We start from the raw sequence: 23,954 nt of genomic DNA, 5'->3' as shown, positions 1-23,954 counted from the left end.
CCACATGTTTTTCGCTGTTTTTGCACCTTCAATGCCCCACGCGCATCGTTGTGTAAAAACAAATGTTGAACACGACTATAAAATAGGTACTTCCATGTCGAGTAAGCTAGTACTGGTTCTTAACTGCGGTAGCTCTTCCCTAAAATTTGCTATCATCGACGCGACCAACGGTGAAGAACACCTCTCTGGTTTAGCCGAATGCTTCCATCTGCCTGAAGCCCGCATCAAATGGAAACTTGATGGTGGCAAACAGGAAGCAGCATTGGGTGCTGGTGCAGCACACAGCGAAGCACTGAATTTCATTGTTAATACTATTCTGGCACAAAAACCAGAGCTTTCCGCGCAACTGACCGCTATTGGTCACCGCATTGTTCATGGTGGCGAGAAGTTTACAGCATCCGCTATCGTTACCGACGAAGTTATTCAGGGTATCAAAGATTCCATCCCATTTGCACCACTGCATAACCCAGCTCACTTGATCGGTATCGCTGAAGCGTTGAAATCATTCCCGAATCTGGCTGATAAAAATGTCGCCGTCTTTGACACTGCGTTCCATCAGACCATGCCAGAAGAGTCTTATCTCTACGCCCTGCCGTACCGTTTATACAAAGAAAACGGTATCCGTCGCTATGGCGCACACGGCACCAGCCACTTCTACGTCAGCCAGGAAGCCGCTAAAACCCTGAACAAGCCACTGGAAGAGCTGAACGTCATCACTTGCCATTTGGGCAACGGTGGTTCAGTCACTGCGGTTCGTAACGGTAAATGTGTTGATACTTCTATGGGCCTGACACCACTGGAAGGTTTGGTCATGGGCACCCGTAGTGGTGATATCGACCCGGCGATCATTTTCCATTTGTATGATGCCATGGGCATGAGCATGGAACAGATCAGCAAGCTGTTGACCAAAGAATCTGGCCTGCTGGGCCTGACGGAAGTCACCAGTGACTGCCGCTATGTTGAAGACAACTATGCAACTAAAGCAGATGCACGCCGCGCAATGGATGTGTTCTGCCATCGTCTGGCAAAATACATCGGTGCATATACTGCGCTGATGGATGGCCGTCTGGACGCGGTTGTCTTCACCGGTGGTATTGGTGAGAACGCAGCAATGGTACGTGAACTGACGTTGGACAAACTGGGTCTACTGGGCTTTGAAATTGACCACGAGCGTAATATGGCCGCACGCTTTGGTAAGTCTGGCACCATCACCAAAGATGGCAGCCGTCTGGCTCTGGTTATCCCAACCAATGAAGAACTGGTTATCGCGCAAGATGCTGCTCGCCTAACCGCATAAGTATTTTTACCCAAAGACCTTGGAGCTGCAGGTAGGCGGTAAGCGAACGCATCCCGATAAGCTGACTCAGGTCAGTGATTCGGGTAAGTGAACGTAGCCAACCCCCTGAAGTTCCAAGGACGAAGGATGTCCCCAAAGTCATTGGAGTTGCAGGTAGGCGGCAAGCGAATAAATCCCGATGAGCTGACTCAGGTCAGTGATTCGGGTGCATGAGCGTAGCCAACAACCCTGTGGCTTCAAGGACGAAGGGTATAACCGTAAAGAGGTTTAGCCGTGTCCCGTACAATAATGTTGATTCCTACCGGCACCAGCGTTGGTCTAACCAGCGTCAGCTTGGGTGTCATCCGCTCCATGGAACAAAAAGGTGTACGCCTGAGCGTATTCAAGCCAATCGCCCAGCCTCGTGCCGGTGATGATGCACCTGACCAAACCACCACTATTATCCGTGCGAACTCCAGCATCACTGCTGCTGAGCCGTTGAACATGGGTTATGTGGAAACCTTGCTGAGTTCTAACCAGCAAGATGTGTTAATGGAAGAAATTGTTGCCCGTTATCACGAAAATACCAAAGACGCAGAAGTGGTTCTGGTTGAAGGCTTGGTGCCAACACGTAAACATCAGTTTGCCAATGCACTGAACTATGAAATTGCTAAAACGCTGAATGCTGAAATCGTCTTTGTTATTGCGCTGGGTAATGACTCACCGGATCAGCTGAAAGAGCGTATTGAACTGGCTCGTTCCAGCTTTGGTGGCAGCAAAAACAAAAATATCACCGGCGTTATCATTAACAAATTAAATGCACCGGTTGATGAGCAAGGCCGTACCCGCCCTGACCTGTCTGAAATCTTTGATGATTCCACCAAGGCCAGCGTTGCGAATATCGATCCGAGCCAACTGTTTGCCAACAGCCCGCTGCCCGTTCTGGGTTGTGTGCCTTGGAGCTTCGAGCTGATTGCAACTCGTGCCATTGATATGGCTAATCACCTGAAAGCGACCATTGTTAACGAAGGTGATATCAGAACTCGCCGCGTTAAATCTGTCACTTTCTGTGCTCGTAGTATCCCGCATATGCTGGAACATTTCCGTCCAGGTTCTCTGTTGGTGACCTCAGCAGACCGCCCAGACGTGTTGGTTTCAGCTTGTCTGGCGGCAATGAATGGCGTTGAAATTGGTGCCATCCTGCTGACAGGTGGTTATGCGATTGATGAACCGATTAAAAAGCTGTGTGAGCGCGCCTTCCAAACTGGCCTGCCAGTATTTATGGTTAATACCAACACTTGGCAGACCTCCCTCAGCCTGCAAAGCTTCAATCTGGAAGTGCCCGCCGACGACCATGAGCGTGTTGAGAAGCTGCAAAACTACGTTGCCAGCCATATCAGTGGTGAGTGGATTGACTCTCTGAGTGCAACTTCTGAGCGTTCACGTCGCTTGTCACCACCAGCATTCCGCTACGAGCTGACCGAACTGGCCCGTAAAGCCGGTAAACGCATCGTACTGCCAGAAGGCGATGAGCCACGTACCGTTAAGGCTGCTTCTATTTGCGCTGAACGTGGTATCGCGACTTGTGTGCTACTGGGCAACCCAGAAGAGATCCAACGTGTTGCTGCCGCGCAAGGTATTGAGCTAGGCAAAGGCGTTGAAATCATCGATCCTGTTGCCGTGCGTGAACAATATGTTCCGCGTCTGGTTGAGCTGCGTAAGAGCAAAGGCATGACCGAAGTGGTCGCACGCGAACAGTTGGAAGACAACGTCGTTCTCGGCACTCTGATGCTAGAAAAAGGTGAAGTTGACGGTTTAGTTTCCGGTGCAGTACATACCACCGCAAACACCATCCGCCCACCGTTGCAGTTGATCAAAACCGCACCAGGCAGTTCACTGGTTTCTTCTGTGTTCTTTATGCTGCTGCCTGACCAGGTTCTGGTTTACGGTGACTGTGCAATCAATCCAGATCCAACCGCTGAACAACTGTCTGAGATTGCTATTCAATCTGCGGATTCTGCTGCGGCATTCGGTATTGAACCACGTGTGGCGATGATCTCTTACTCTACCGGTAATTCTGGTGCGGGTAGCGATGTCGAAAAAGTACGTGAAGCGACCCGTCTGGCACAAGAAAAACGCCCAGATCTGATCATCGATGGTCCGTTGCAGTATGATGCGGCAATCATGGCAGATGTGGCAAAATCCAAAGCGCCTAACTCACCGGTTGCAGGTAAAGCCACTGTGTTCATCTTCCCAGATTTGAACACCGGTAACACCACCTATAAAGCGGTACAACGCTCTGCTGACCTGATCTCTATCGGGCCGATGCTGCAAGGTATGCGTAAGCCAGTTAACGATTTGTCCCGTGGTGCATTGGTTGACGATATCGTCTATACCGTAGCACTGACGGCGATTCAATCCGCTCAGGCTGACGCCAGCGCATCTTAAGTCTAAGATTACGTTGTCTACGAAACGCCAGCCTTGTGCTGGCGTTTTTGTTTGTTGGCAAAGCGATGTATAAATTGGGGTTAGAACGCTTTCACCTCGCAACCACACTCACCAAAAGAGCGTATCCCTAAAATGCGCCAACAAAAAAACCGCCATATAGGCGGTTTCTCTGTGCTGGTCCGGTAAGCGGCCATTCCAGCGGGGTTGTTAGTATCAAAATAACTGTTACCAACATATTGCAAGTGCAACCCTGTTCTCATATTTTGGGCCAGTTGCTATTCACTGTCAAGTATCGGCTGGGGGTGCATTCGTGTACAATCGCTGCGGACCTTTTCGCCGCCTTAAGCAAGCGGGCATCGGTTTAAGGGAAGGATATCCATTGGCCGTAACGCAAGTGCAACCCTGTACTTGTATTCACGGTAGTATCACCGGTGGTGCTGGCGTGAAGCGGTCTAAGCATGGACCGCACAATGAAACGGTACTTTTGTATTGTGCTCGTTGTATTTGGCGCATTGTTAACATCCGGGAATGGGGGTTGGCGTATTTTCAACAACTCAATCACGGTGATAATCAACACGTCAGGCAAGTAAGCCCGGTAAGCCGCCCTGCGGGGCGGTTTTCCTTTATTGTTTGGCGCTAGCCTCAGGTACTCTGCCGTGGTTCAAATTTATAGCTGAAACTCTGGCTAACCGGTTCACTCAACTCGCCATCGTCCTCACTCTCAAGCAGTTCGATCAACATCTTGCCGGCATCTTTACCCATTTTCCGGTAATCGATACGCATCGACGTCAGCGTCGGGTGAGTCTGATCACAGTTATCAGAGCCATCCAGGCAGGCAACCGCGATCCCACCGGGGATTTTCAGCAAGCGGCGCTGGCATTCAAACAACACTCCCAAAGCGATATCTTCGTGGCTGCAAATAACAGCATCCAGTTCCGGCTGGCGTTGTAGGATCTCCGTCAAGGCATAGCGGCCAAACTGCAAACTGGCTGTTTCTGGTGTAGTGACGGTTTGATCGGCATTTTTGTAATGTTCCAGCATCGCTTTATGCCAGCCGTTCAATTGCTGACGTTGCAAACGGTTATCCATATGAGCGCCAATAAAACCAATATTGTGATAACCGCGCTCCAGTAAATGACTGCTTAATGCATAAGCAGACTCAAAAAATGCCGCTTCAAGGGTAATTTTTGCCCCTTTAAAGTAGGAACCCACCACATTAACGCTAGGAATATTGGCTCGCTCTAGCAATTGATAAGTTTTATCTGCCAGTTGTGAGCCGAATATCACCACCGCTGCTGGATTGCTTTGCAGCAGTGTCATCAGTATTTCAGCTTCTTTCCGCTGATTATATTCATGGCAACCCAGCAATAACTGAAATTCATTTTTGTTCAGAATCTGTTGTAGCGCCTGCATAAATCGGGAACTGGCTTTATCGGTAAGCGATGGAATCAAAACCGCGACAGTATCGCTATGTCCTGAGGCCAAAGCCCCCGCTGCACGGTTGGGAATATATCCTAATGTTTCAACAGCTTGCTCTATCTTCTCACGTAACTTATCTGAAACCTGCTCCGGCGTTCTCAGCGCTCTGGAAACAGTCATCGACCCTACCCCAGCGTAATTCGCCACATCCAATAGAGTGACCCGCCCGGTATTACGGCGCTTGCGTGTTTTTTCCATGCTGAGTTCCTGCCTGATTAAAATTTCTTGCCGAATTAAAATATCCTGTTTGGATAAAACAAATCAGTCCGAACGAATCTCGGCAATACGTTGCATTGTATATGGCTTATTACGAGATAGCCAAAGACCCTGACGCAACAAATGATAGCGCTATCACAAAATTTGGTAGCGCTATCAGGTAGCGCTACCAATTGAGATATTCATCACATTAATAACTACGATAACTATCTACTCTCTGGTTAACAGTCATCGGGAGTCATCAATATCATGTTAAAAACACTGTTAACGTCAGACGTCATTCAGGTGGTTAGCCAGGCAAAAGACTGGCGTGAGGCCATCGCAATTTCATGTAAGCCACTGATTGATAATGGCTCTATTGAAGCGCGCTATGTCGACGCTATTTATCGCTCCCATGAGGCTATTGGCCCTTACTACGTGGTCGGCCCCGGCATTGCGATGCCACATGCCCGCCCGGAAGAAGGTGTTAATAAACTCTCTTTGGCATTAACCGTCATTACCGAGGGTGTCACTTTCAATGCTGAAGGTAATGACCCGGTCAAACTACTCATTGTGTTAGCCGCGACAGACAGCAATAGCCATATTGAGGCTATTTCTCAACTCGCTCAGTTGTTCGATAACGATAAAGATGTACAAACCTTACTTAATGCACAAACGCCGCAAGAGATTCAATCAGTCATTGCGCGTTATTAATCATGGCATTCAGTACGGATAATAATTTTAAGGGGAAAGAAAATGAAAATTACAGTGGTTTGCGGTAACGGCTTAGGTACCAGCCTGATGATGGAAATCAGCATCAAAAGTATTCTGAAAGAGTTGGCAGTCGCAGCCGAAGTGGATCATGTGGATCTTGGCTCTGCCAAAGGTACCCCAAGCGACATCTTCATCGGTACCAAAGATATTGCCGAACAACTCATTGCTCAGTCGGTTGGCGGCAAAATCGTTGCTCTTGATAACATGATTGATAAGAAAGCCATGAAAGAACGTTTGTCTGTGGCATTAACTGAATTAGGCGCGCTGTAAGCGGAGGCTGGCATGGATTTCTTTCGTTTCTTAATGAGTGATGTGCTTTCTGAACCGGCAGTTCTGGTCGGTTTGATCGCGTTAATCGGCCTGATTGCCCAGAAAAAACCAGTAACTGAGTGTATTAAAGGCACCGTAAAAACCATCATGGGTTTTGTCATTTTAGGTGCGGGCGCGGGCCTGGTGGTTTCATCTCTGGGTGATTTTGCCAATATCTTCCAACACGCTTTCGGTATTCAGGGCGTGGTGCCGAATAACGAAGCAATCGTTTCTGTGGCACAAAAGAGTTTTGGTAAAGAGATGGCGATGATTATGTTCTTCGCTATGGTGATCAATATTCTGATTGCCCGCTTTACGCCATGGAAATTTATCTTCCTGACCGGTCATCACACCCTGTTTATGTCGATGATGGTGGCAGTAATTCTGGCTACCGCAGGTATCAGCGGCGTGACACTGATTGTCATTGGTTCGTTGGTAGTTGGGGTTGCGATGGTGTTCTTCCCAGCGATTGCCCACCCTTACATGAAAAAAGTGACCGGTTCTGATGATGTGGCAATTGGCCACTTCTCTACCCTGTCTTACGTACTGGCAGGTTTTATCGGTAGCAAATTCGGTAATAAAGAACATTCTACTGAAGATATGAATGTGCCGAAAAGCCTGCTGTTCCTGCGTGATACACCAGTGGCTATCTCATTCACCATGTGTATCATTTTTATCGTGACTTGCCTGTTCGCCGGACCAGAAGTGGTGAAAAGCCTGAGTGGCGGTAAGAACTGGTTTATGTTCTCGTTGATGCAATCCATCACTTTTGCCGCGGGTGTGTACATCATCCTGCAAGGTGTACGTATGGTTATTGCCGAGATAGTGCCAGCATTTAAAGGGATTTCAGACAAGCTAGTTCCTAATGCAAAACCTGCATTGGATTGCCCGGTAGTATTTCCATACGCACCTAATGCGGTTCTGGTTGGCTTCCTGAGCAGCTTTGCTGCGGGTCTTATCGGTATGTTCGCACTTTACTTGATGGACATGACCGTGATTATCCCAGGCGTAGTTCCTCACTTCTTCGTTGGTGCAGCAGCCGGGGTATTTGGTAATGCAACCGGTGGCCGCCGTGGTGCTATTTTAGGTGCCTTCGCGCAGGGCTTATTGATTACCTTCCTGCCAGTCTTCCTGCTGCCAGTACTGGGTGACATCGGCTTTGCCAATACCACGTTCAGTGATGCTGACTTCGGTGCGCTGGGTATCTTACTGGGTATTATTGTAAGATAATCAGCAAGATGAAAGTAAGAAACACGAAAGCCCCTGAAGAGGGGCTTTTTTATGCTTAAGCAAGAATTAATCTTCGCGAGGGGTGATTTTACCGTAATCCTGCTCATTGTTACGCGTCAGCCACAGTGACAGCGCTTTCAGAGAGTCAGGGGTAAACTCGTCACAACGGGCAGTGATATCTTCCGGTACCATCCAACATACCTCTTCAATTTCCTCAGCCTGTAGTGCGAATGGTCCATGGGACACGCAACTGAATAATCCGCCCCAAACCCGGCAACACTCTTCTTCAAAATAAAACAGGCCATGTTCGGCAAACGGAACACCGGCGATCCCTAACTCTTCCTCTGCCTCACGCCGCGCAGATTCCAGATAGTTTTCACCACTCTGCACAACACCACCTGCGGTGGCATCCAGTTTACCAGGATAGAAATCTTTACTCTCGGTACGACGTTGTACCAGAATTTTCCCCATTCCATCGTGCACCACAATATAGGTAGCACGGTGGCGTAGTCGTTGAGCTCTCATTTGTTGACGGCTGGATTGCGCAATAACTTCATTTTGCTCATCAACAATATCAACCCACTCGATGACTGCTGCTGGATTTTGCTCCACCATCCTCTGAAACCTTCTATCTGGGCGCGGTGAGACTCGCGCAATTGTTAATTATAATTTTACCCTTCTGATTTGACGTTACTGCATCAATCAATTTGAGTAACTAACTATTTATAATAGTTTTTTTAAATCCAATTGGGTGACAAGTTCATCGTTATGTAGGGCCAGAACCTGTAAAACTCCTTGGTCTAACATGCCATAGCTCGCCGGATATCCGCCTTTGGGGATACTGACCGAGCCTGGATTAAAACAAATAATATCTGCCTGTTGCTGAGCTTCGGGCAGATGAGTATGACCATAGACTAAGACATCCCCCTTACGCAACGGAGGAAGTGCGCCGGGATGATAAAGGTGACCATGCGTCAAAAATAGGCGGGTTTCTGGCATAATAATCTGCTGCCAACCGGCCATTATCGGGAACTGTAATAGCATCTGGTCAACTTCACTGTCACAGTTACCACGAACCGCAATGATCCTTTCTTTATAGGGGTTTAGGCGCTCTGCAACCGCGGCTGGCTGATAACCTGCGGGTAACGCATTACGTGGCCCATGGTTAAGCAAATCACCCAATAACACCAACCACTGCGCACCACTGCGCTCGAAGGTAGCCAGAACCTTTTCCGTCGCGGGTAACGAACCATGCAGGTCAGAAGCAAACATTAACTTCATGATATCGTTTTCTCTTAGGTCTACTCTCAGCAAATCAGGTGGCATAAACGCCTGGGGACTTAACGAGAGATAAAGAAGTCTATTCTATCATCCAATTGGTCGGATTAATCCGATAAAAATCGGAATCTGTCATGAGAAAATTTTATCGCAAAAAACAGCGCCGACACGACAAAATAATATCAGCGCAAGGTGAACTACAATACGAGGGTAGCGTTACAACGAGGGTTGAGATACCAGTTCATCCAATGTCACCGGATTGAATAAATACCCCTGCATAGCATCAATATTGCTGCCCTTAAGTTGCGCTGACTCATCCTCATTTTCCACGCCAACCACAATGACACCGAGGCAATATTTCTTAATATTATTGATTAAGATCGGGAAGGTATGTTTATTGTGTTGCCAGAAAAAATGCTTATCGATTTTTACATATTCAAAAATATTGGCCGTGACTGCATTCAAGGTGGAACCGCCACTGCCCAAATCGTCTAACCATAACGGATAGCGCTCCGCTAGTTCCCGTAGCAACGGGTTATTCATCCCATCGGATAAATTAGAAAAGGTCTCCATGATTTCCAATCGTAGGAAAGGCATCTCATCCAACAACTGGCGTATTGCAGCATCCGTCACAATCACCCCCGCCAAATCAAAATCAATATTGATTGAAAGCAGAACATTGTGCGTGATAAACCAATCGCTATACGCTTTTACGGCCCGCAACTGGTCCTGGAATAAATCAGTCTTTCCGTCGATATCTAATTTTTTAATAAACTTGTCTACATCGATGGGCAAATCGACCGATTTCGCAGAAAATCGGCTTAATAGCTCTACTGCCAGTAAGCTACCATCTTGTCTATGTATGGGCTCGCATACATAAGAACAATTAACTTCGATATTTAGCTTCATGCGCACCTGAAAAAGTATATGGACAACAATGAGGTCACAACCAGACCTCAGCCGGAGGATTTATAAGCCACCGCGAGTTTTTATAAAGCACCCAACATTTATTTATAAAACATCCAAACTTCACAAGGTATAGGAGGCCAACAGCCTTCTCCTCCATTCAGGTTAGTTTGTTCACTCTAGCAGAAATTCACAAAATCAGTGTTTTAAAAGTAAGCAAGGTGTGGCTTATAGTCGTTCTTGTTGTTCAGAACAATAGCCATATCTGCAGTTTTCTACTGCCGAAGTGGTATTACTTGAACGTTCAATACTGTATTAATCGGATAGATTGGTGCATTTGTTTAGTTATTATTTTTTATTTTTCCAAATGATGTGACTCACCCAGACTTACCGATGAGATTAAAAAAATAATCTCAGGATGTGCTCAGCATCGTAGGAGAAGATCGCAGGTTAGCCTATGCTGAAGGAGAAACCAGACTGCCGCTATCCCCAACGGACTCGGCGTTGCAGGTAGGCATCAAGTAAGCGATTTGGGTAAGTGAACGCAGATAACCCCCTGCGGCTTCAAGTAAGAAGAGGATAAATGGAGATTGGCTATGCGTATATTAATAACCGGAGCTACAGGCCTAATTGGGCGCAGTCTAACTGCCTTCCTTTTATCGCAAGCCCATCAAGTAACCGTTCTAACCCGTGACACTCAGCGGGCTAATCATGTGCTCGGCGCACAAGTCACCTGCTGGTCAACGCTAAATGATAAACATGACCTCAATGATTTTGATGCAGTAATCAATCTGGCTGGCGAGCCTATTGCAGAAAAACGCTGGACCCCACAGCAAAAAGAGATTTTGTGCCAAAGCCGCTGGCAGATAACCGAGCGCCTGAGCACGTTAATAAGGGCCAGCAGTACACCACCAGCGGTATTTATTTCAGGATCCGCCGTTGGCTTTTATGGTGATCAGGGGCAAGCTCTGGTTACCGAAGAAGAGACGCCGCATGATGAATTTACCCATCAGTTGTGCGAGCGCTGGGAAAATCTGGCTCGGGCGGCTGAAAGTAGTCATACCCGCGTTTGCCTGTTACGCACGGGTATTGTATTAGCGCCACACGGCGGTGCACTAGCCAAAATGGTGCCGCTGTTGCGCCTTGGGCTAGGTGGCCCAATAGGGGATGGTCGTCAATATCTCCCCTGGATTCATATCGATGATATGGTGCATGGGATCTATTATTTGTTGACTACCGATGGCCTAAACGGCCCATTTAATATGGTTTCACCTTACCCGGTACATAACGAGCAATTTATTGCCACACTGGCCAGCGTGTTAGACCGGCCAGCGGTTATCCGCACACCAGCCGCCGCGATCCGCTTATTGCTGGGCGAATCCGCAGCATTAGTGTTGGGCGGACAACGGGCGGTGCCGAAACGATTGGAAGAAGCTGGTTTTGGCTTTCGCTATTTTGAACTGGAAGAAGCACTGCGCAATGTGCTGCACAAACCTGCGGCCAGATCGAATTATTAAATTCAGGTGATAATCTCAGTAGATATTCCCCCTCGGGGGAATATCTACACTACCCTACTTTTATCAGGCGGCAATCAGAGCCCAGGCTCGATTAAGATCAGCGCCGTACATTTTGTGACCTACGCCTTGTATAAGTTCCCGAGTTTTATCGGGAACATTAGACATATTATCAATCAGCAACGCAAGGTTATCACCTTCAATTTTATGATGATTTGTTTGAAAAGAAAAATGGGAAGATACCTCTTGCCCTGAATAGTAATCATCAATAATGACCTCTTTCTCGGTTCCCTTTATGGTAATCAACAGTTGGCTATTCTGTTTTTTAAACCACAGCTCTCTATAATCAATACCTTCAAAATGTACCCTATTCTTGCCGTAACCATCACAGATAGTGGTTATACCCTGACCTTTTTCAATGACAAAAGTATCATTACCTTTACCACCATCCATAAAGTCGATACCACCACCGCTGCACAACGTATCGTTGCCCTGCGCTGCATGTAAATGATCATTACCATTACCACTGAATAACTGATCATGACCTTGACCACCATTGAGGCGATTATTCCCTGATTTTGCATGGAGAATATCATTACCTATGCCACCATTGATGGTATTACCTCTGCCACTTCCATCGAATATAACGTCATCGCCATCTAAAAGATCGATGACGTTATTTAATAAGCGATAACCTTCCGGTAAATTGATATTATCATTTCCTTCTGTGGCCTTAATATCCACAGCACTCTCTTCATAAACACTATATCCCTCACCACTTTGTTCAACGAAGAATGTCGAGCCATTTTTATCAGAAAATGTAATAACTTTATTATTTTTGTATTTAAGCTTATCCAGATAAATAATATCAATACTTAAAAACTCATTAGGCTTATCACGATGACTGATTATTAAATCCCCTAACCTATTTTTAGTGACATTAAGATCATAACCGGTGACATCACCAAATGACAAATAGACAGTATTATCAGGATTATTGCTGTTTATCAAAAGACGGCAATCAATAGTTAATACACTATCCCCATCGCTCTCTGTAAGTAATAAATTAGGTATGTGAAATTCATTATCACCACCATTAGCAGTAACAGTATCTCCTGCTCCTAAATTTTCAAATTTATGATAAAGACCATCACTAAAAATGATATTTTTTGTTAATACACTACCATTAAGTGAAGATTTTATAAAATCAGGTAATTTATTAACCTCCTTATCAATAATGATAGAGTCCTGGCTATAGGACCTTTTATATATAGTAACCTCTTGTTTCCCTGATGGTTTTTCAGCTTGTTTAATCATCGGATTATAATATGCCATCATTTCAAGGGATGATGGTAATTCATTTACATTTTTATCTAACTCCTTAGGCCAATTAGGTACTAATATTAAGCTATCAGCCGTGTTAATAATAAAGTTATGAGATAATATTTTTTTATCACCAGTGTCTTTTAGCTTATAAACATCTTTTAATCTAATTTTGCTACCAAAATATTTTTCTTCATCTACAGATATAATAACATCATTCCCTTCGAGTAAAATAACGCGTATATCTTCAACATTAACAGGTAATATAATGGTACTTACTTCATCAATCCCAGAATCAATAATTGTCACATCAATCGGTATATTTTCATTAGATGATATAATATAAGTATCGATGCCACTCCCCCCTATAGCCGTTCCTCTGTTCAATGCCAATATATCATTACCCTCTCTACCGTCCAGACAGGCCAACCCATTGCCAACCTTAAGAAAGTTATCGCTAGCATTTCCTTTTATTTTATTGAAAAAACCATCATGACCATAAACATTTTCTATATTATAAACTGATAGCAATCTTAACTCATCGCCAATATATCTTACATCGTTTTTAGCCAGATCAACATCATATCCGTTACCAAAACGCAACCCCAGTAGGACGAGTGTATCACTCCCCCCTTGCCCATCCAATACTGTAGTCAAGCTATGTGTACTAGCTCTGACATCCCCCATTAGATAAAACGTATCTTCTTTATCCCCGCCAAAAAAAGTTTTTTCACCTTCCCCTATATCAAAGCTGTTCCTGTGTTCTTTATAACCAATAATAAGATCACTTCCTCGGCCCGGATTAAAGTGTGTACTTTTATCCGGATTATTTCCAAACGAAGGAGCATGTATTGACTCTGTGACATTTTCATAATAATTAAAGTTCGTATTGATACTGCCATCAATATTTTTTGAAATTTCTATAGTTGGAGTTACTTCATTATACCTCCAAAGATTTCTTATTCCATTAAAATATTCATGACTCATAAATAGCTCATGATTTTTAATAATTACATTATCCTGAGCATGACGATTATCAATATCAGATTCATGTATTTCTACAATATCAAATTTAAAATGGTCAACATTTTTATCATCAAGCCATTTCCTATAATCATTTTCAGATAATGGTTTTGTTTTATAACGCATCAGATAATATCTTTCTATATCCGACTTAGTCGGATCTTTTGATATGGAATCACTGACTTCCTTATCAGGCAGATATCCTGTTGCAGTATCATTAGTATACATTCTAAGCCATTTCTCAGTGGAGTGACTATATACTGAGTCTGCCTTATAGATGAAAATATATTTTTTAACTGGGGTAATATCAACTTCTTCATTAACGTATAAAAGAGTATTAAATCCCATAGGTTCAATTATTTTAGTATAGGTATTTTTAACTAACTCAAGCCTGAAATTATCCATTTTACGTTTTTGCTCAGCACTAAGCTTATTGAGTATCTCCTTCTCCGGCTCTGCCCCGAATGCCAAACGGAAGCCAGTTTTAAACTCCTGCCAACCAGTGAGTTCAATTTCACGTTTAATATACTCAACTTGCCGAACTGCGTTATATATCATCCCCCCTAACATAAGAGTGGCACCGACTGCGATTCCAATAGGGCCAGCAGCGCTCAGCCCCATCGCTAATGCTACCGCAGTGGCTATGCTTATTGCGGCACCCACTACGGAAAGGCTACCATTAACGATGTAGTCTCTTTTCAAATCTGGGTTCGTTTCTTGCAACGCTTTAGTAAAATTATCAATAGCTTCACGAATATCAAAACCTGCTGAGGCTACATTTAATGCCGCCCCCATGTGTTTTACTATTTTAGCGGAGGCCTTATAACCCATACGCCCGATACCTGATTTCGATCCAGATAATAGTTTACGAGTGAAAAAATTATAGGCTTTATCAAAAGCAGGCTGCATAAGGTCAGTGCCAAAATCAACAGCGAGAGAACTCAAACCAATTGCTAGTTGTTTGATTATTTCAGCACGCTCTGCCTCTGTTATATTAGGGTCTTGTAATCTTTTTGTCATTCCATAAGAGGATATGGAGAACGTGAGTATCCCAATAGCCTGTGTACCAGCCCCTAATTTTTGGCCAAATGATTGGAAACGACTTGATTTAACTGTTGCCTGGGTTAGGCTATCCCACAGTTTTGGGCGGATATTGCAGTTTAAATCAACCGATTTATTAATCGCAGCTATATACCGCGCTGCATTTTGCATCACATTAGGATCAGGGTGAGAATTCAATAAATTTTTATTATTATCTAATAATATCTTAATCACCTTAACCGACTGTTGTTGTTCAACAGATGTTTGATCAGGCAATGTATAAAATTCATTTAATTTAACAGGATCAAAGCAAACTTTTTTACTCCATTCTGGGTTAGTTGAAAGAACATCAACAGTAATCAACTTACCATCAATCATTGCACCCATATCATATAATGTACTAAGAGAAATGGGCTGCTCTTTAAGTATAATATCGTTCTGTAAACTTAGCTTGTATCTCTCAGTCTCTAATCTGGTTTTAAATAAAGAATCTAATGTAGAACCATAATTAGAATTTTTTGCACTTGAAAAGTCAAAACTGTTAATTTCAAATGATAAGTTGTTTTGATTAGTAGCCGAAACATATTTAGTTAATTGTGACGTAAGAACTTTATTGCCATCATCTATACTATTCGCACGAAAAACTAACTCTCCAGCTTCTGGATCATAAATACGATAACGATAATTCCCATCATCATTTTCGACAACCAGGTTGATGGTATTATTTTCAAAAACAACCTGATAATACCCATTAGCATTGATTTCAATACCTCTATTTAAATTTCCTCTGGCCCCCATTAGCGCAATATCATTATATGTGTTACTTTCTAAAGTGTTTATCTTTTGATTTATTTTATCTAACTGTTTAACTTCATCAATAGAAGCATACTCATTGGTTATATTGTGACAAATATCCTGATGTCGGGATAATAGATCATGAAAACCGGAAGTATTCCCTTTAGACGAAAAATATAAATAAGTAACGCCCAGATCCATAGTGCGTTTTTTTATCCTATTGAGATCTCCTGATAAAGTGATCGATTGACTTAGAGCAGAATATTTAATATCACTATTTTTGGTATGATAATCACCCGCTATCTCCATTAATCTTAAGTTATTGTCCGCCTGACTTTTATGCCATGCCACACTCAAATTTAATGCTTCTACATCTGTCAGTTGTGTCAGGTTAGAATTATTATCACTTAGCTGCTGTAACTCCAGTAAATCCAAACGTAAATCGAGATAAGAGTCAGGATCATTTATTTTTTTTAGTATTTCTCTACTTAAAAGAGGATTATCAGAATCCGCTATAAAATCTCCTAATAGTTTTTTAGAGTCTTTATGCAACTGAGTTATCGATACTCTGCTTTCAGCTAAAGCATCTAACACGGTTACAGCGCTGCGTGCACGCTGGCTAAGCGTTCGGCTCTTATGTCCAGCCGTCGACTCGACCCAATTATTGTATTGATGAGCTGCAGGATCCTGCTGTGTTTTTTCTGCATACTCAGCAAATCGTTGCCACACCAAGGGATCGTGCGCAGCTTGAGCCAACAGCTTTTTATCAATCTTATTATTTTCATCAGCAAAGTAGTATTCTAGATATTGGCTATATTTTTCTATGGCTTCATTTGGTGTTATTTTATCTGCAGCAATATCCAGTAATATATAGCTAGCCACTGGCATATCATTAATTAATAGTTGACCATTTTTAGTTGTCTGGTAATCAACTCTATGGCTACTTTCTTTGGTATATAGCTGACCTTCACTTTCATTTTGACCATAAACAATTGTTTTACGATGCCCATCATCATCAACAATAACCTCTTGTGTGTAGGCACGTAATGATAAATTTTCTCCATTTTTTTGTGCAATTTCTGCATATTTCAAAGCGAAGTGAGGCACAATTCCATCGGTATCAGGGTTTTTCCCCAACTCACATGATAGTATAACCATCCGTTCAGGTATTGTTAATTTCTTCTGTTTGGCTAAATCTTGTAGTGCACTATAAACTTTATCAGCAGAGTGACCATCTAATGTATTTTCATCGTCATCCCCATGGCCAGTTAATATCCATTTAATCTTATCACCGCTTAATGCATTGGGATTTCCATATACAAATCGTGACTCTCCACTGGTAATATCATATTGAATGATTAGCGTTTTATCTGGATGCTTGCTGGCAAGTTCTTGAGTTGAACGAACGATCACTTCATCGTCTGCTAATTGAATAATGACTTGATAGTCGTAGTCTAGCGGAGTAGGCTTAATTAATTTGTTGTCATAAATCTCTTCCGCATTAACATAGCCCCATGAACTCAGTACACTTTTATTATTACTCCTTCTGATTGACCAATCAGCAAATGATTGATCACCTGAAATATCTTTATCTAGCTTCTTATCAAGGAATTCATTAAATTTTAAATAGCTATCATCATTATCAATCACATCTAATATCATTTCACGGGATATGACGCCATCCTGAGAAAAGTCTTTTTGTAATATATCAGGGTAAATGTTGATCGCATCATCAACTGAAACTCTTTCATTTATTATATCATTTATCAATAGAGATGTTGCTATGACATCATTGACAATAATATTTCCGTGTTCGTCCTTGCTATATTTAATGCGATGATATTTATTCTTACTATGTTGCTGGTTTGCTGAATCTATTGTATTTTTCTGTCCAATAATATTAACGGTTAAATCCTGATTATAAGCCTTGACCGACGCATTAATACCTGTTGCCCATAAGCCCCTGGAAAAATCCAAACCAAAATGGCTAATACTACGTTCATTACCTAAATTACAGCCAGCAATAACAACATGTTTAGGTTTAGTTAAATTTAATTTTTCTTGTATTCTTTGTAGACCCGAAATCACCTCATTGGGTTTATAACCTGCCAGAGTGGTATTCGTCCCATCTACCACATCACTGCCATGACTGCTTAATACCCAACGAACATTATCCCCTTGTGATTTCTCTAAATCGCCGTAGACAATTTTATGTTCCCCGGCATTAATGTCATATTGAATGATTACTGTTTTATCCGGATGCTTGCTGGCAAGCCTTTCATCGCCTTCAATAATCTCACGCTCACCTGACAACTGGAAAATAATTTGATAGTCGTACTGAGTTCCCGCACCATCATCATTATCCAGGCTTTTTATGAGCTCCGGTTTTACCCGATTCCAGTCGGCTAGCTGTTTTGACGCAGATACTTTATCGGTTATATCAGAATTAAGGACATTCCTTTTTTCACCTTCTTTCAGAATTCCATCAAAATAATCGGGTTGTATAAGTATCCGGGATAGTTTGTCGCCAGTATTTAGCTCCATGATTATAGATTTCATAACCCTTTTGCCATCAACACCTGTCTCAAAGTTGAAATCGACTATTTGCGCATCATGATGTTTATTTATACTAAATTTATAATTCTTTTCTTTGAGAGACCTTAATATATATTCCTTCTCTCCATCTCTGGAGATCTTCCACATTGAGTCCTGGTTGATATGATTAGGATTAGATTGATATTTCTGATATTCAATATTAAAGTCACTCCCTCCTTCTGTTAAATTACTCTTTTCATTAAATAGATACATGTCACCATTAATTTTTAAATATTGGTCAAGAAAGTTTTCAAATAAATTTATCTTATCAAATGTGTATATTCCAATAATAGGATCGAAAAACTTATAGAGAAATATCCCATTCTCCATAAAAATAGATATGCTCATAGCATGGTTAGGTGAGTCAAAACTGAAAAATGTATTTTCTTTAGTCCGCTTTAGAATCTCCATTAATTTATTAAATTCTATTTTTTCTGTGTTTAATTTATTTACCATACCTTCTGTTTTTGTTTTACTCAGCGAGTCTTCCCCATCATACAAACCACCTTCTATTAGAATTTTTGTGTAGTCATTATCAGCGATATTTTTTTCTTTAATGGTAGTATCAGTTAATATATTCAGAAAATCATTGATTGATAAATTATCATTATTTCTTACTTTTTGCTCATAAAGTAAATTATTTACCAGACCATCAATTATATATTCACTACCTTTACCTGTTTTACGTAAATCGGCCAAAACACGTTTAAACGCACCACTTTTATCTTTGATCGTATTTCCGAGGGAATTTATTAATCTTTCATTATTAATAGTACCTTTGGAGGATTTTCTTTTTAACAATTTAATGAACTGCTCTAAATTAACATGACGTTGTGTGTTATCTTCATTTACTAAGGCTACTTTGATATCTTGAATAATATCACCGATAAACTTTGCGTTATGATATCTCCTTTCACAGTATTGGACCCATAAGAGTGATTTCAACTCGTCAGAAACAAATTGCCTGTAATATTGAGTTCTTATGTTATTTATTAAATATTTTGAATCTAGATCTGTTATCCTTGTGTCAGTTATATCATTAAGCACAATTCTCTTTAACCAAGAAAGATACGCCTGACCTCCACCTGGGCCGTATTTACTGTCCTCAATTAAAAACTTTGTAGATAACGCCCGGCATAAGCCATTATTAAATTCTTTTGCAGAAATAGTATTCCCATGAGTAACAACAGAAAATGCAATATCAAATATTTTTTTACTTTCGGGTAAAAGAAGATCATATCCTTGGCTGAATTCAAAAAAACCGTTTGCAATTAACTTTATATTTGGCATTGAAAAACCTTAAATTGTATGTTCACTTAAGAAAAAAAGACATCATCAAGCTGCATTCATTATGCAAACAACTAATCTTGATGACCAATAGTGAACATACTATCTATTAACTAATTAACAATATTAAAAAATCAAATAACATCTCAATATATCTTTAAAAGAATACTATAATTTCAAAGAATCATAATTATTATTATATCTATTTATATAATAATATAAATATCTAATCTTATATTTAAGATATCTATTAATTAACAAGCCTATGATGTGATCGGCTAAATAAGTAGAGGTCGTGAGATAGGAACCACTTATGGTCGATAAAAAAATTTCCCATAAGTGGCTTAGTGCTCAGGTTACTTCAGTGCACCAGAAAGGAACTGCTGCAAGCGGGTACTCTTTGGGTTACCAAAAAGTTCAGCCGGCGGGCCTTCCTCTTCGATTACCCCTTTGTGCAGGAAAATAACATGGCTGGAAACATGGCGTGCGAACTCCATTTCATGGGTTACCACCACCATGGTTTTCCCCTCTTCGGCCAGTTTTTGCATGATACGCAATACTTCACCGACCAGTTCTGGGTCCAGCGCAGAGGTAGGTTCATCAAATAGCAGTACATCGGGTTCCATCGCCAGTGCCCGGGCAATGGAAACACGCTGCTGCTGGCCTCCTGATAGATGTACCGGATATTTAGCCCGTGCGCGCTCATCAATTCCAACTTTATCCAGATAACGGATAGCCCGCTCTTTGGCCACTGATTTACTTAACCCCAAGACTTGAACCGGTGCCTCCATTACATTCTCCAGCACCGTCATATGGCTCCACAAATTAAAATGTTGGAATACCATCGTCAGGCGCGTGCGCAACAGTTGCAGCTCTTTTTTATCAAAAACTTTCAATTGCCCATCTTTATCCCGTACCAGGCGGATATCTCGATTATTAACGCTAATCGAGCCTTCACTGGGCTTTTCCAAAAAGTTGATACAGCGTAAAAAGGTACTTTTCCCTGAGCCGGAGGAACCAATAATGGAGATAACATCCCCTGCTTTAGCCGAAAGTGAAACACCTTTTAAGACTTCATGTTCACCGTAGTGCTTATGCAATTCCGTCACAGACAGTTTGGTTTCAGCTATTTTAGTTTCTAATGTGTCAGTCATAAGATCTCCGTACTTAATGCGATGCCTGAGGTTTTATATGAGCCAGCCAACGTTTCTCTGCCTGGCGGAACAGGCTAATTAGCGTAAAGGAGATAATCAGATAAAGTACGGCAGCAATACCAAAAGCATAAAACGGCTGATAAGTTGCAGCGTTAATATCACGCGCTATTTTCAGTATATCTGGCACCGTGGCAGTAAATGCCAGAGCGGTGGAGTGCAGCATTAAGATTACCTCATTACTGTAAGCCGGTAAGGCAATACGCAGCGCAGAAGGTAAAATAATACAGCGATACAATTTAAAACGTGAAAAACCATAGGCTCTGGCGGCTTCGATTTCACCATGTGGCACCGAACGAATGGCCCCAGCGAAAATCTCAGTGGTATAAGCACAGGTATTCAATGTTAGCGCCAAAATAGTGCAATTCAATCCGCTGCGGAAAAATGCATTCAGCAAATCATTGCCTCGGACAATCTCCAAACTGTACATGCCGGAATAGAATACCAATAGTTGTACATATAAGGGCGTACCACGGAAGATATAAGTAAAAATCCAAACCGGCAAGCGAATCCAACGCCGTTCGGCGACCCTTGCTACTGCCAAAGGAATTGCCAGCAACCCGCCCATGACGACTGAGGAAATAAGTAACCATAAGGTGACAGCCATCCCGGTGAAGCGATAACCATCACTCCAGAGCAGTGCTTGCCAATATTGTTGCAGGATCTCTATCATAGCTCAGCCCTCTTCACCCCATGGGAATAGCGCCGTTCTAGCCACAGTAATACGCCATTCGATACCGTGGTGAAGACCAGATAGACCACGCCGGCCACTAAAGCGAAGAAAAATGGCTGATAAGTCCCCTTGCCTGCCAACTGTGTGGCCTTAACCACATCATTTAACCCCAAAATAGAGACCAATGCCGTTGCCTTTAGAATGACTTGCCAGTTATTGCCGATACCGGGCAGTGCATAGCGCATCATGGCAGGAAACATGATTCTGCGGAAAATTTGGCTAGGGGTGAAACCAAATGCCGTCGCCGCCTCAATCTGGCCGCTGGGTACCGCCATATAGGCACCCCGGAAGGTTTCAGTGAAGTAAGCACCATAGATAAAGCCAAGGGTAATTATCCCAGCGGAGAGAGGATCAATATTGATTTGCTCAAAACCAATTGATTCAGTAATGCTATTTAGGGTTATCTGCAAACCGTAGAAGATAAGCAGCATTAAGACTAAATCGGGTACACCACGGATTAGTGTGGTGTAACATTCAAAAAAGCCAGATAACAGCCGATTCGATGATAACTTTCCACCGGCACCAATCAAGCCGATAATCACTGACAGCAGCACTGAACACAGTGCCAACTCCAGCGTCACCAGCGCACCTTCAAATATCAGTTTCGAATATCCATCCAGCATCTGGGTTATCCTGTTTTACTGAGTAAGGAGTCTGGTTAATTGCTATGTTTAATTGCATGTAGAGGCCCCAACCATTTTTGGCTGGGGCCTTAACGGCAAAGGTGATTAACCGCCGTAAACATCAAAATCGAAATATTTCTTCGCCAGCTTGTCGTAAGTGCCATCTTTGCGCATTTCTGCAAAGGCTTTATCCAGCGCCGCTTTCAGTTCTGCATCATCTTTACGCAAGCCCATACCGGTACCTACGCCAAAGAATTGATCATTTTTTACTGATGGACCGGCGAAAGCATAACCTTTACCCGCCTCTTGTTTCAGGAAACCTTCACTGCCTGCAACTTCATCCTGGAAAGCCGCATCAATGCGCCCCGAGGCCAAGTCAGCATAAATCAGATCCTGATTTTGATAAGCAACTACATCAATACCTTTTGGCTGCCACTCAGCATTGGCAAATGCTTCCTGAGTAGAGCCTTGCAACACCCCAACACGTTTGCCTTTCAAGGCCACTAATGTAGGCTCGATTTTACTGCCTTTGGTGGCAATTAAACGGGCATTGGCCGCGTAGAGCTTGTCGGTGAAAGCAATCTCTTTTTGGCGTTTTTCAGTAATGGAGAGTGAGGAGATAATGGCATCGATTTTTTTAGCTTTGAGCGATGGGATTAATGCATCGAAGTCACTTTCAACAAAAGTACATTTGGTATCGATACGTTTACATAACTCTTTTGCTATATCGATATCAAAACCTACCAATTCACCACTGGCATTTTTGGACTCAAAAGGAGCATAAGTTGGATCAGTACCAATTTTGACATCTTTAGGAATGGCAGCAAAAGCACTGCTGGCAGCAGCCAATGCTAATACTAGCGGAAGAACCAAGATCTTCTTATTCATACATAACCCTCAAATTGATTTTCGATGCCATAAAGTGCGTTAGTTTTCCGTACAACCCAGAGCGTTCATAAACCAATTTGCAGTAATCGTGCCAGTAATCATCTGGCGATAAAGCTAATTTCACTACTGCTTAATTAGCACGATCACCGCTAAATACCAGCATCAAGTTGTACGCAAAAATCGAATACGGAACGCATCCCCTGACACACCTTCTCAAACAGGATCATTGTGGTGCATTATCCGCCCCATTTCAGTGCGATGTTGCACAAATGTATCAATTAAGGGAAAAATGTTAATTACTACCTTGCCAACGCGTAAACAGGTCTTCAGGTAGTTCGATATCAAATTGATCGATAACCCGATTAACGGTCTGATCAATAATATCTTGAATGGTTTGTGGTCGATGATAAAACGCAGGCATCGGCGGCATAATGATCGCGCCCAGCTCAGCGGCTTGTACCATCAGGCGTAAATGCCCTAAATGCAACGGGGTTTCGCGCACACCCAACACCAAGGGGCGGCGCTCTTTTAAGATCACATCAGCAGCGCGGGTCAGCAAACCGTCGGTATAGCTATGGACAATGCCAGATAACGTTTTGATTGAACAAGGCAAAATGACCATGCCACAGGTTTTGAATGACCCAGATGAGATACAAGCAGCAATGTCACGTGAGTCATGTACAACATCGGCCAGTGCCTGCACATCCTTCACGCTGAGCTCAGTTTCCAACGCCAGCGTTTGGCGCGCCGCATTACTGAGAATAAGATGGGTTTCCACGCCCTCGACATGTTGTAGCACCTGTAATAGCCGTACACCATAAATGGCACCGCTGGCACCGCTAATGCCGATAATAAGTCGTTTCATGGGGTACCGCCTCGCGCTGACGTTATGCCTTATAGAATGAGCATAACATAAAGAAATATCGCCAGACTTTGCCGTATCAAGTGCGGATTAGCAAGTTATTGGCCCCGTTTTGCCACAATTCTCAAGGCCCTCGGGTAGATAACAAAAAAGGTGCACCGCGC

At 42.8% G+C, this 23,954-nt stretch carries 16 protein-coding genes; 6 read left to right on the top strand and 10 right to left on the bottom strand.

The window, feature by feature from the left end:
• Window positions 1-94 precede the first annotated feature (94 nt).
• Entirely contained in the window at window positions 95-1,297 is a 1,203-nt protein-coding gene (gene ackA / locus EL015_RS07120; protein ID WP_005191350.1) for an acetate kinase, read from the top strand.
• A gap of 288 nt (window positions 1,298-1,585) precedes the next feature.
• Window positions 1,586-3,724, top strand: a complete 2,139-nt coding sequence (pta, locus tag EL015_RS07115; protein WP_005192631.1) for a phosphate acetyltransferase — start codon at window positions 1,586-1,588, stop codon at window positions 3,722-3,724.
• A 642-nt stretch (window positions 3,725-4,366) separates the two neighbouring features.
• Here pta and EL015_RS07110 read toward each other — a convergent pair.
• On the bottom strand, window positions 4,367-5,401 hold the full coding sequence (locus EL015_RS07110; RefSeq protein ID WP_005192635.1) for a LacI family DNA-binding transcriptional regulator: 1,035 nt from the start codon (window positions 5,399-5,401) through the stop codon (window positions 4,367-4,369).
• A gap of 267 nt (window positions 5,402-5,668) precedes the next feature.
• Here EL015_RS07110 and EL015_RS07105 point away from each other — a divergent pair, with 267 nt between their 5' ends.
• The 3 genes from EL015_RS07105 to EL015_RS07095 are packed head-to-tail and all read left to right on the top strand — an operon-like array spanning window position 5,669 to window position 7,711.
• Window positions 5,669-6,112, top strand: coding sequence for a PTS sugar transporter subunit IIA (locus EL015_RS07105; protein WP_005192639.1), 444 nt, complete (start codon window positions 5,669-5,671; stop codon window positions 6,110-6,112).
• A 42-nt stretch (window positions 6,113-6,154) separates the two neighbouring features.
• Window positions 6,155-6,442, top strand: a complete 288-nt coding sequence (locus EL015_RS07100) for a PTS sugar transporter subunit IIB (RefSeq protein WP_005192642.1) — start codon at window positions 6,155-6,157, stop codon at window positions 6,440-6,442.
• A 12-nt stretch (window positions 6,443-6,454) separates the two neighbouring features.
• The gene (locus EL015_RS07095; RefSeq protein WP_005192644.1) at window positions 6,455-7,711 is read left to right on the top strand and encodes a PTS ascorbate transporter subunit IIC; all 1,257 of its coding nucleotides are present in this window, start codon (window positions 6,455-6,457) and stop codon (window positions 7,709-7,711) included.
• A gap of 66 nt (window positions 7,712-7,777) precedes the next feature.
• Here the strand turns inward: EL015_RS07095 and yfcD are convergent, their stop codons facing one another.
• From yfcD to EL015_RS07080, 3 genes are all read right to left on the bottom strand, one after another.
• Window positions 7,778-8,326 (bottom strand): NUDIX hydrolase YfcD, encoded by a 549-nt coding sequence (yfcD, locus tag EL015_RS07090; RefSeq protein WP_005192646.1) that lies wholly within the window; start codon window positions 8,324-8,326, stop codon window positions 7,778-7,780.
• Window positions 8,327-8,434: 108 nt separating this feature from the next.
• Window positions 8,435-8,992: a phosphodiesterase gene (gene yfcE, locus EL015_RS07085; protein ID WP_042568330.1), complete on the bottom strand. Its 558-nt coding sequence runs from the start codon at window positions 8,990-8,992 to the stop codon at window positions 8,435-8,437.
• Window positions 8,993-9,205: 213 nt separating this feature from the next.
• Window positions 9,206-9,898, bottom strand: a complete 693-nt coding sequence (locus EL015_RS07080) for an EAL domain-containing protein (protein WP_032907949.1) — start codon at window positions 9,896-9,898, stop codon at window positions 9,206-9,208.
• 593 nt (window positions 9,899-10,491) lie between these two features.
• Here EL015_RS07080 and EL015_RS07075 point away from each other — a divergent pair.
• Window positions 10,492-11,412: a TIGR01777 family oxidoreductase gene (locus EL015_RS07075; protein ID WP_032907950.1), complete on the top strand. Its 921-nt coding sequence runs from the start codon at window positions 10,492-10,494 to the stop codon at window positions 11,410-11,412.
• 63 nt (window positions 11,413-11,475) lie between these two features.
• Here the strand turns inward: EL015_RS07075 and EL015_RS07070 are convergent, their stop codons facing one another.
• From EL015_RS07070 to EL015_RS07045, 6 genes are all read right to left on the bottom strand, one after another.
• Window positions 11,476-19,476, bottom strand: a complete 8,001-nt coding sequence (locus tag EL015_RS07070) for a C80 family cysteine peptidase (RefSeq protein ID WP_126286778.1) — start codon at window positions 19,474-19,476, stop codon at window positions 11,476-11,478.
• Window positions 19,477-19,829: 353 nt separating this feature from the next.
• On the bottom strand, window positions 19,830-20,627 hold the full coding sequence (gene hisP / locus EL015_RS07065) for a histidine ABC transporter ATP-binding protein HisP (RefSeq protein WP_005192680.1): 798 nt from the start codon (window positions 20,625-20,627) through the stop codon (window positions 19,830-19,832).
• Between the two features lie 13 nt (window positions 20,628-20,640).
• Window positions 20,641-21,357: an ABC transporter permease gene (locus tag EL015_RS07060; protein WP_032907951.1), complete on the bottom strand. Its 717-nt coding sequence runs from the start codon at window positions 21,355-21,357 to the stop codon at window positions 20,641-20,643.
• Entirely contained in the window at window positions 21,354-22,040 is a 687-nt protein-coding gene (locus tag EL015_RS07055; protein ID WP_005192685.1) for a histidine ABC transporter permease HisQ, read from the bottom strand. Before EL015_RS07055 ends, EL015_RS07060 begins: the two co-directional genes overlap by 4 nt.
• Window positions 22,041-22,145: 105 nt before the next feature.
• A complete protein-coding gene (gene hisJ / locus EL015_RS07050) occupies window positions 22,146-22,928 on the bottom strand; it encodes a histidine ABC transporter substrate-binding protein HisJ (protein WP_005192687.1) in 783 nt (260 codons plus the stop codon).
• A 292-nt stretch (window positions 22,929-23,220) separates the two neighbouring features.
• Complete coding sequence (locus EL015_RS07045) at window positions 23,221-23,793, bottom strand: UbiX family flavin prenyltransferase (RefSeq protein ID WP_005192689.1); 573 nt, start codon at window positions 23,791-23,793, stop codon at window positions 23,221-23,223.
• Window positions 23,794-23,954 lie beyond the last annotated feature (161 nt).

Origin of the sequence: Yersinia intermedia (genome assembly GCF_900635455.1) — a bacterium.
GTDB lineage: Bacteria > Pseudomonadota > Gammaproteobacteria > Enterobacterales > Enterobacteriaceae > Yersinia > Yersinia intermedia.
This window is presented reverse-complemented; position numbering and strand designations above follow the sequence as displayed.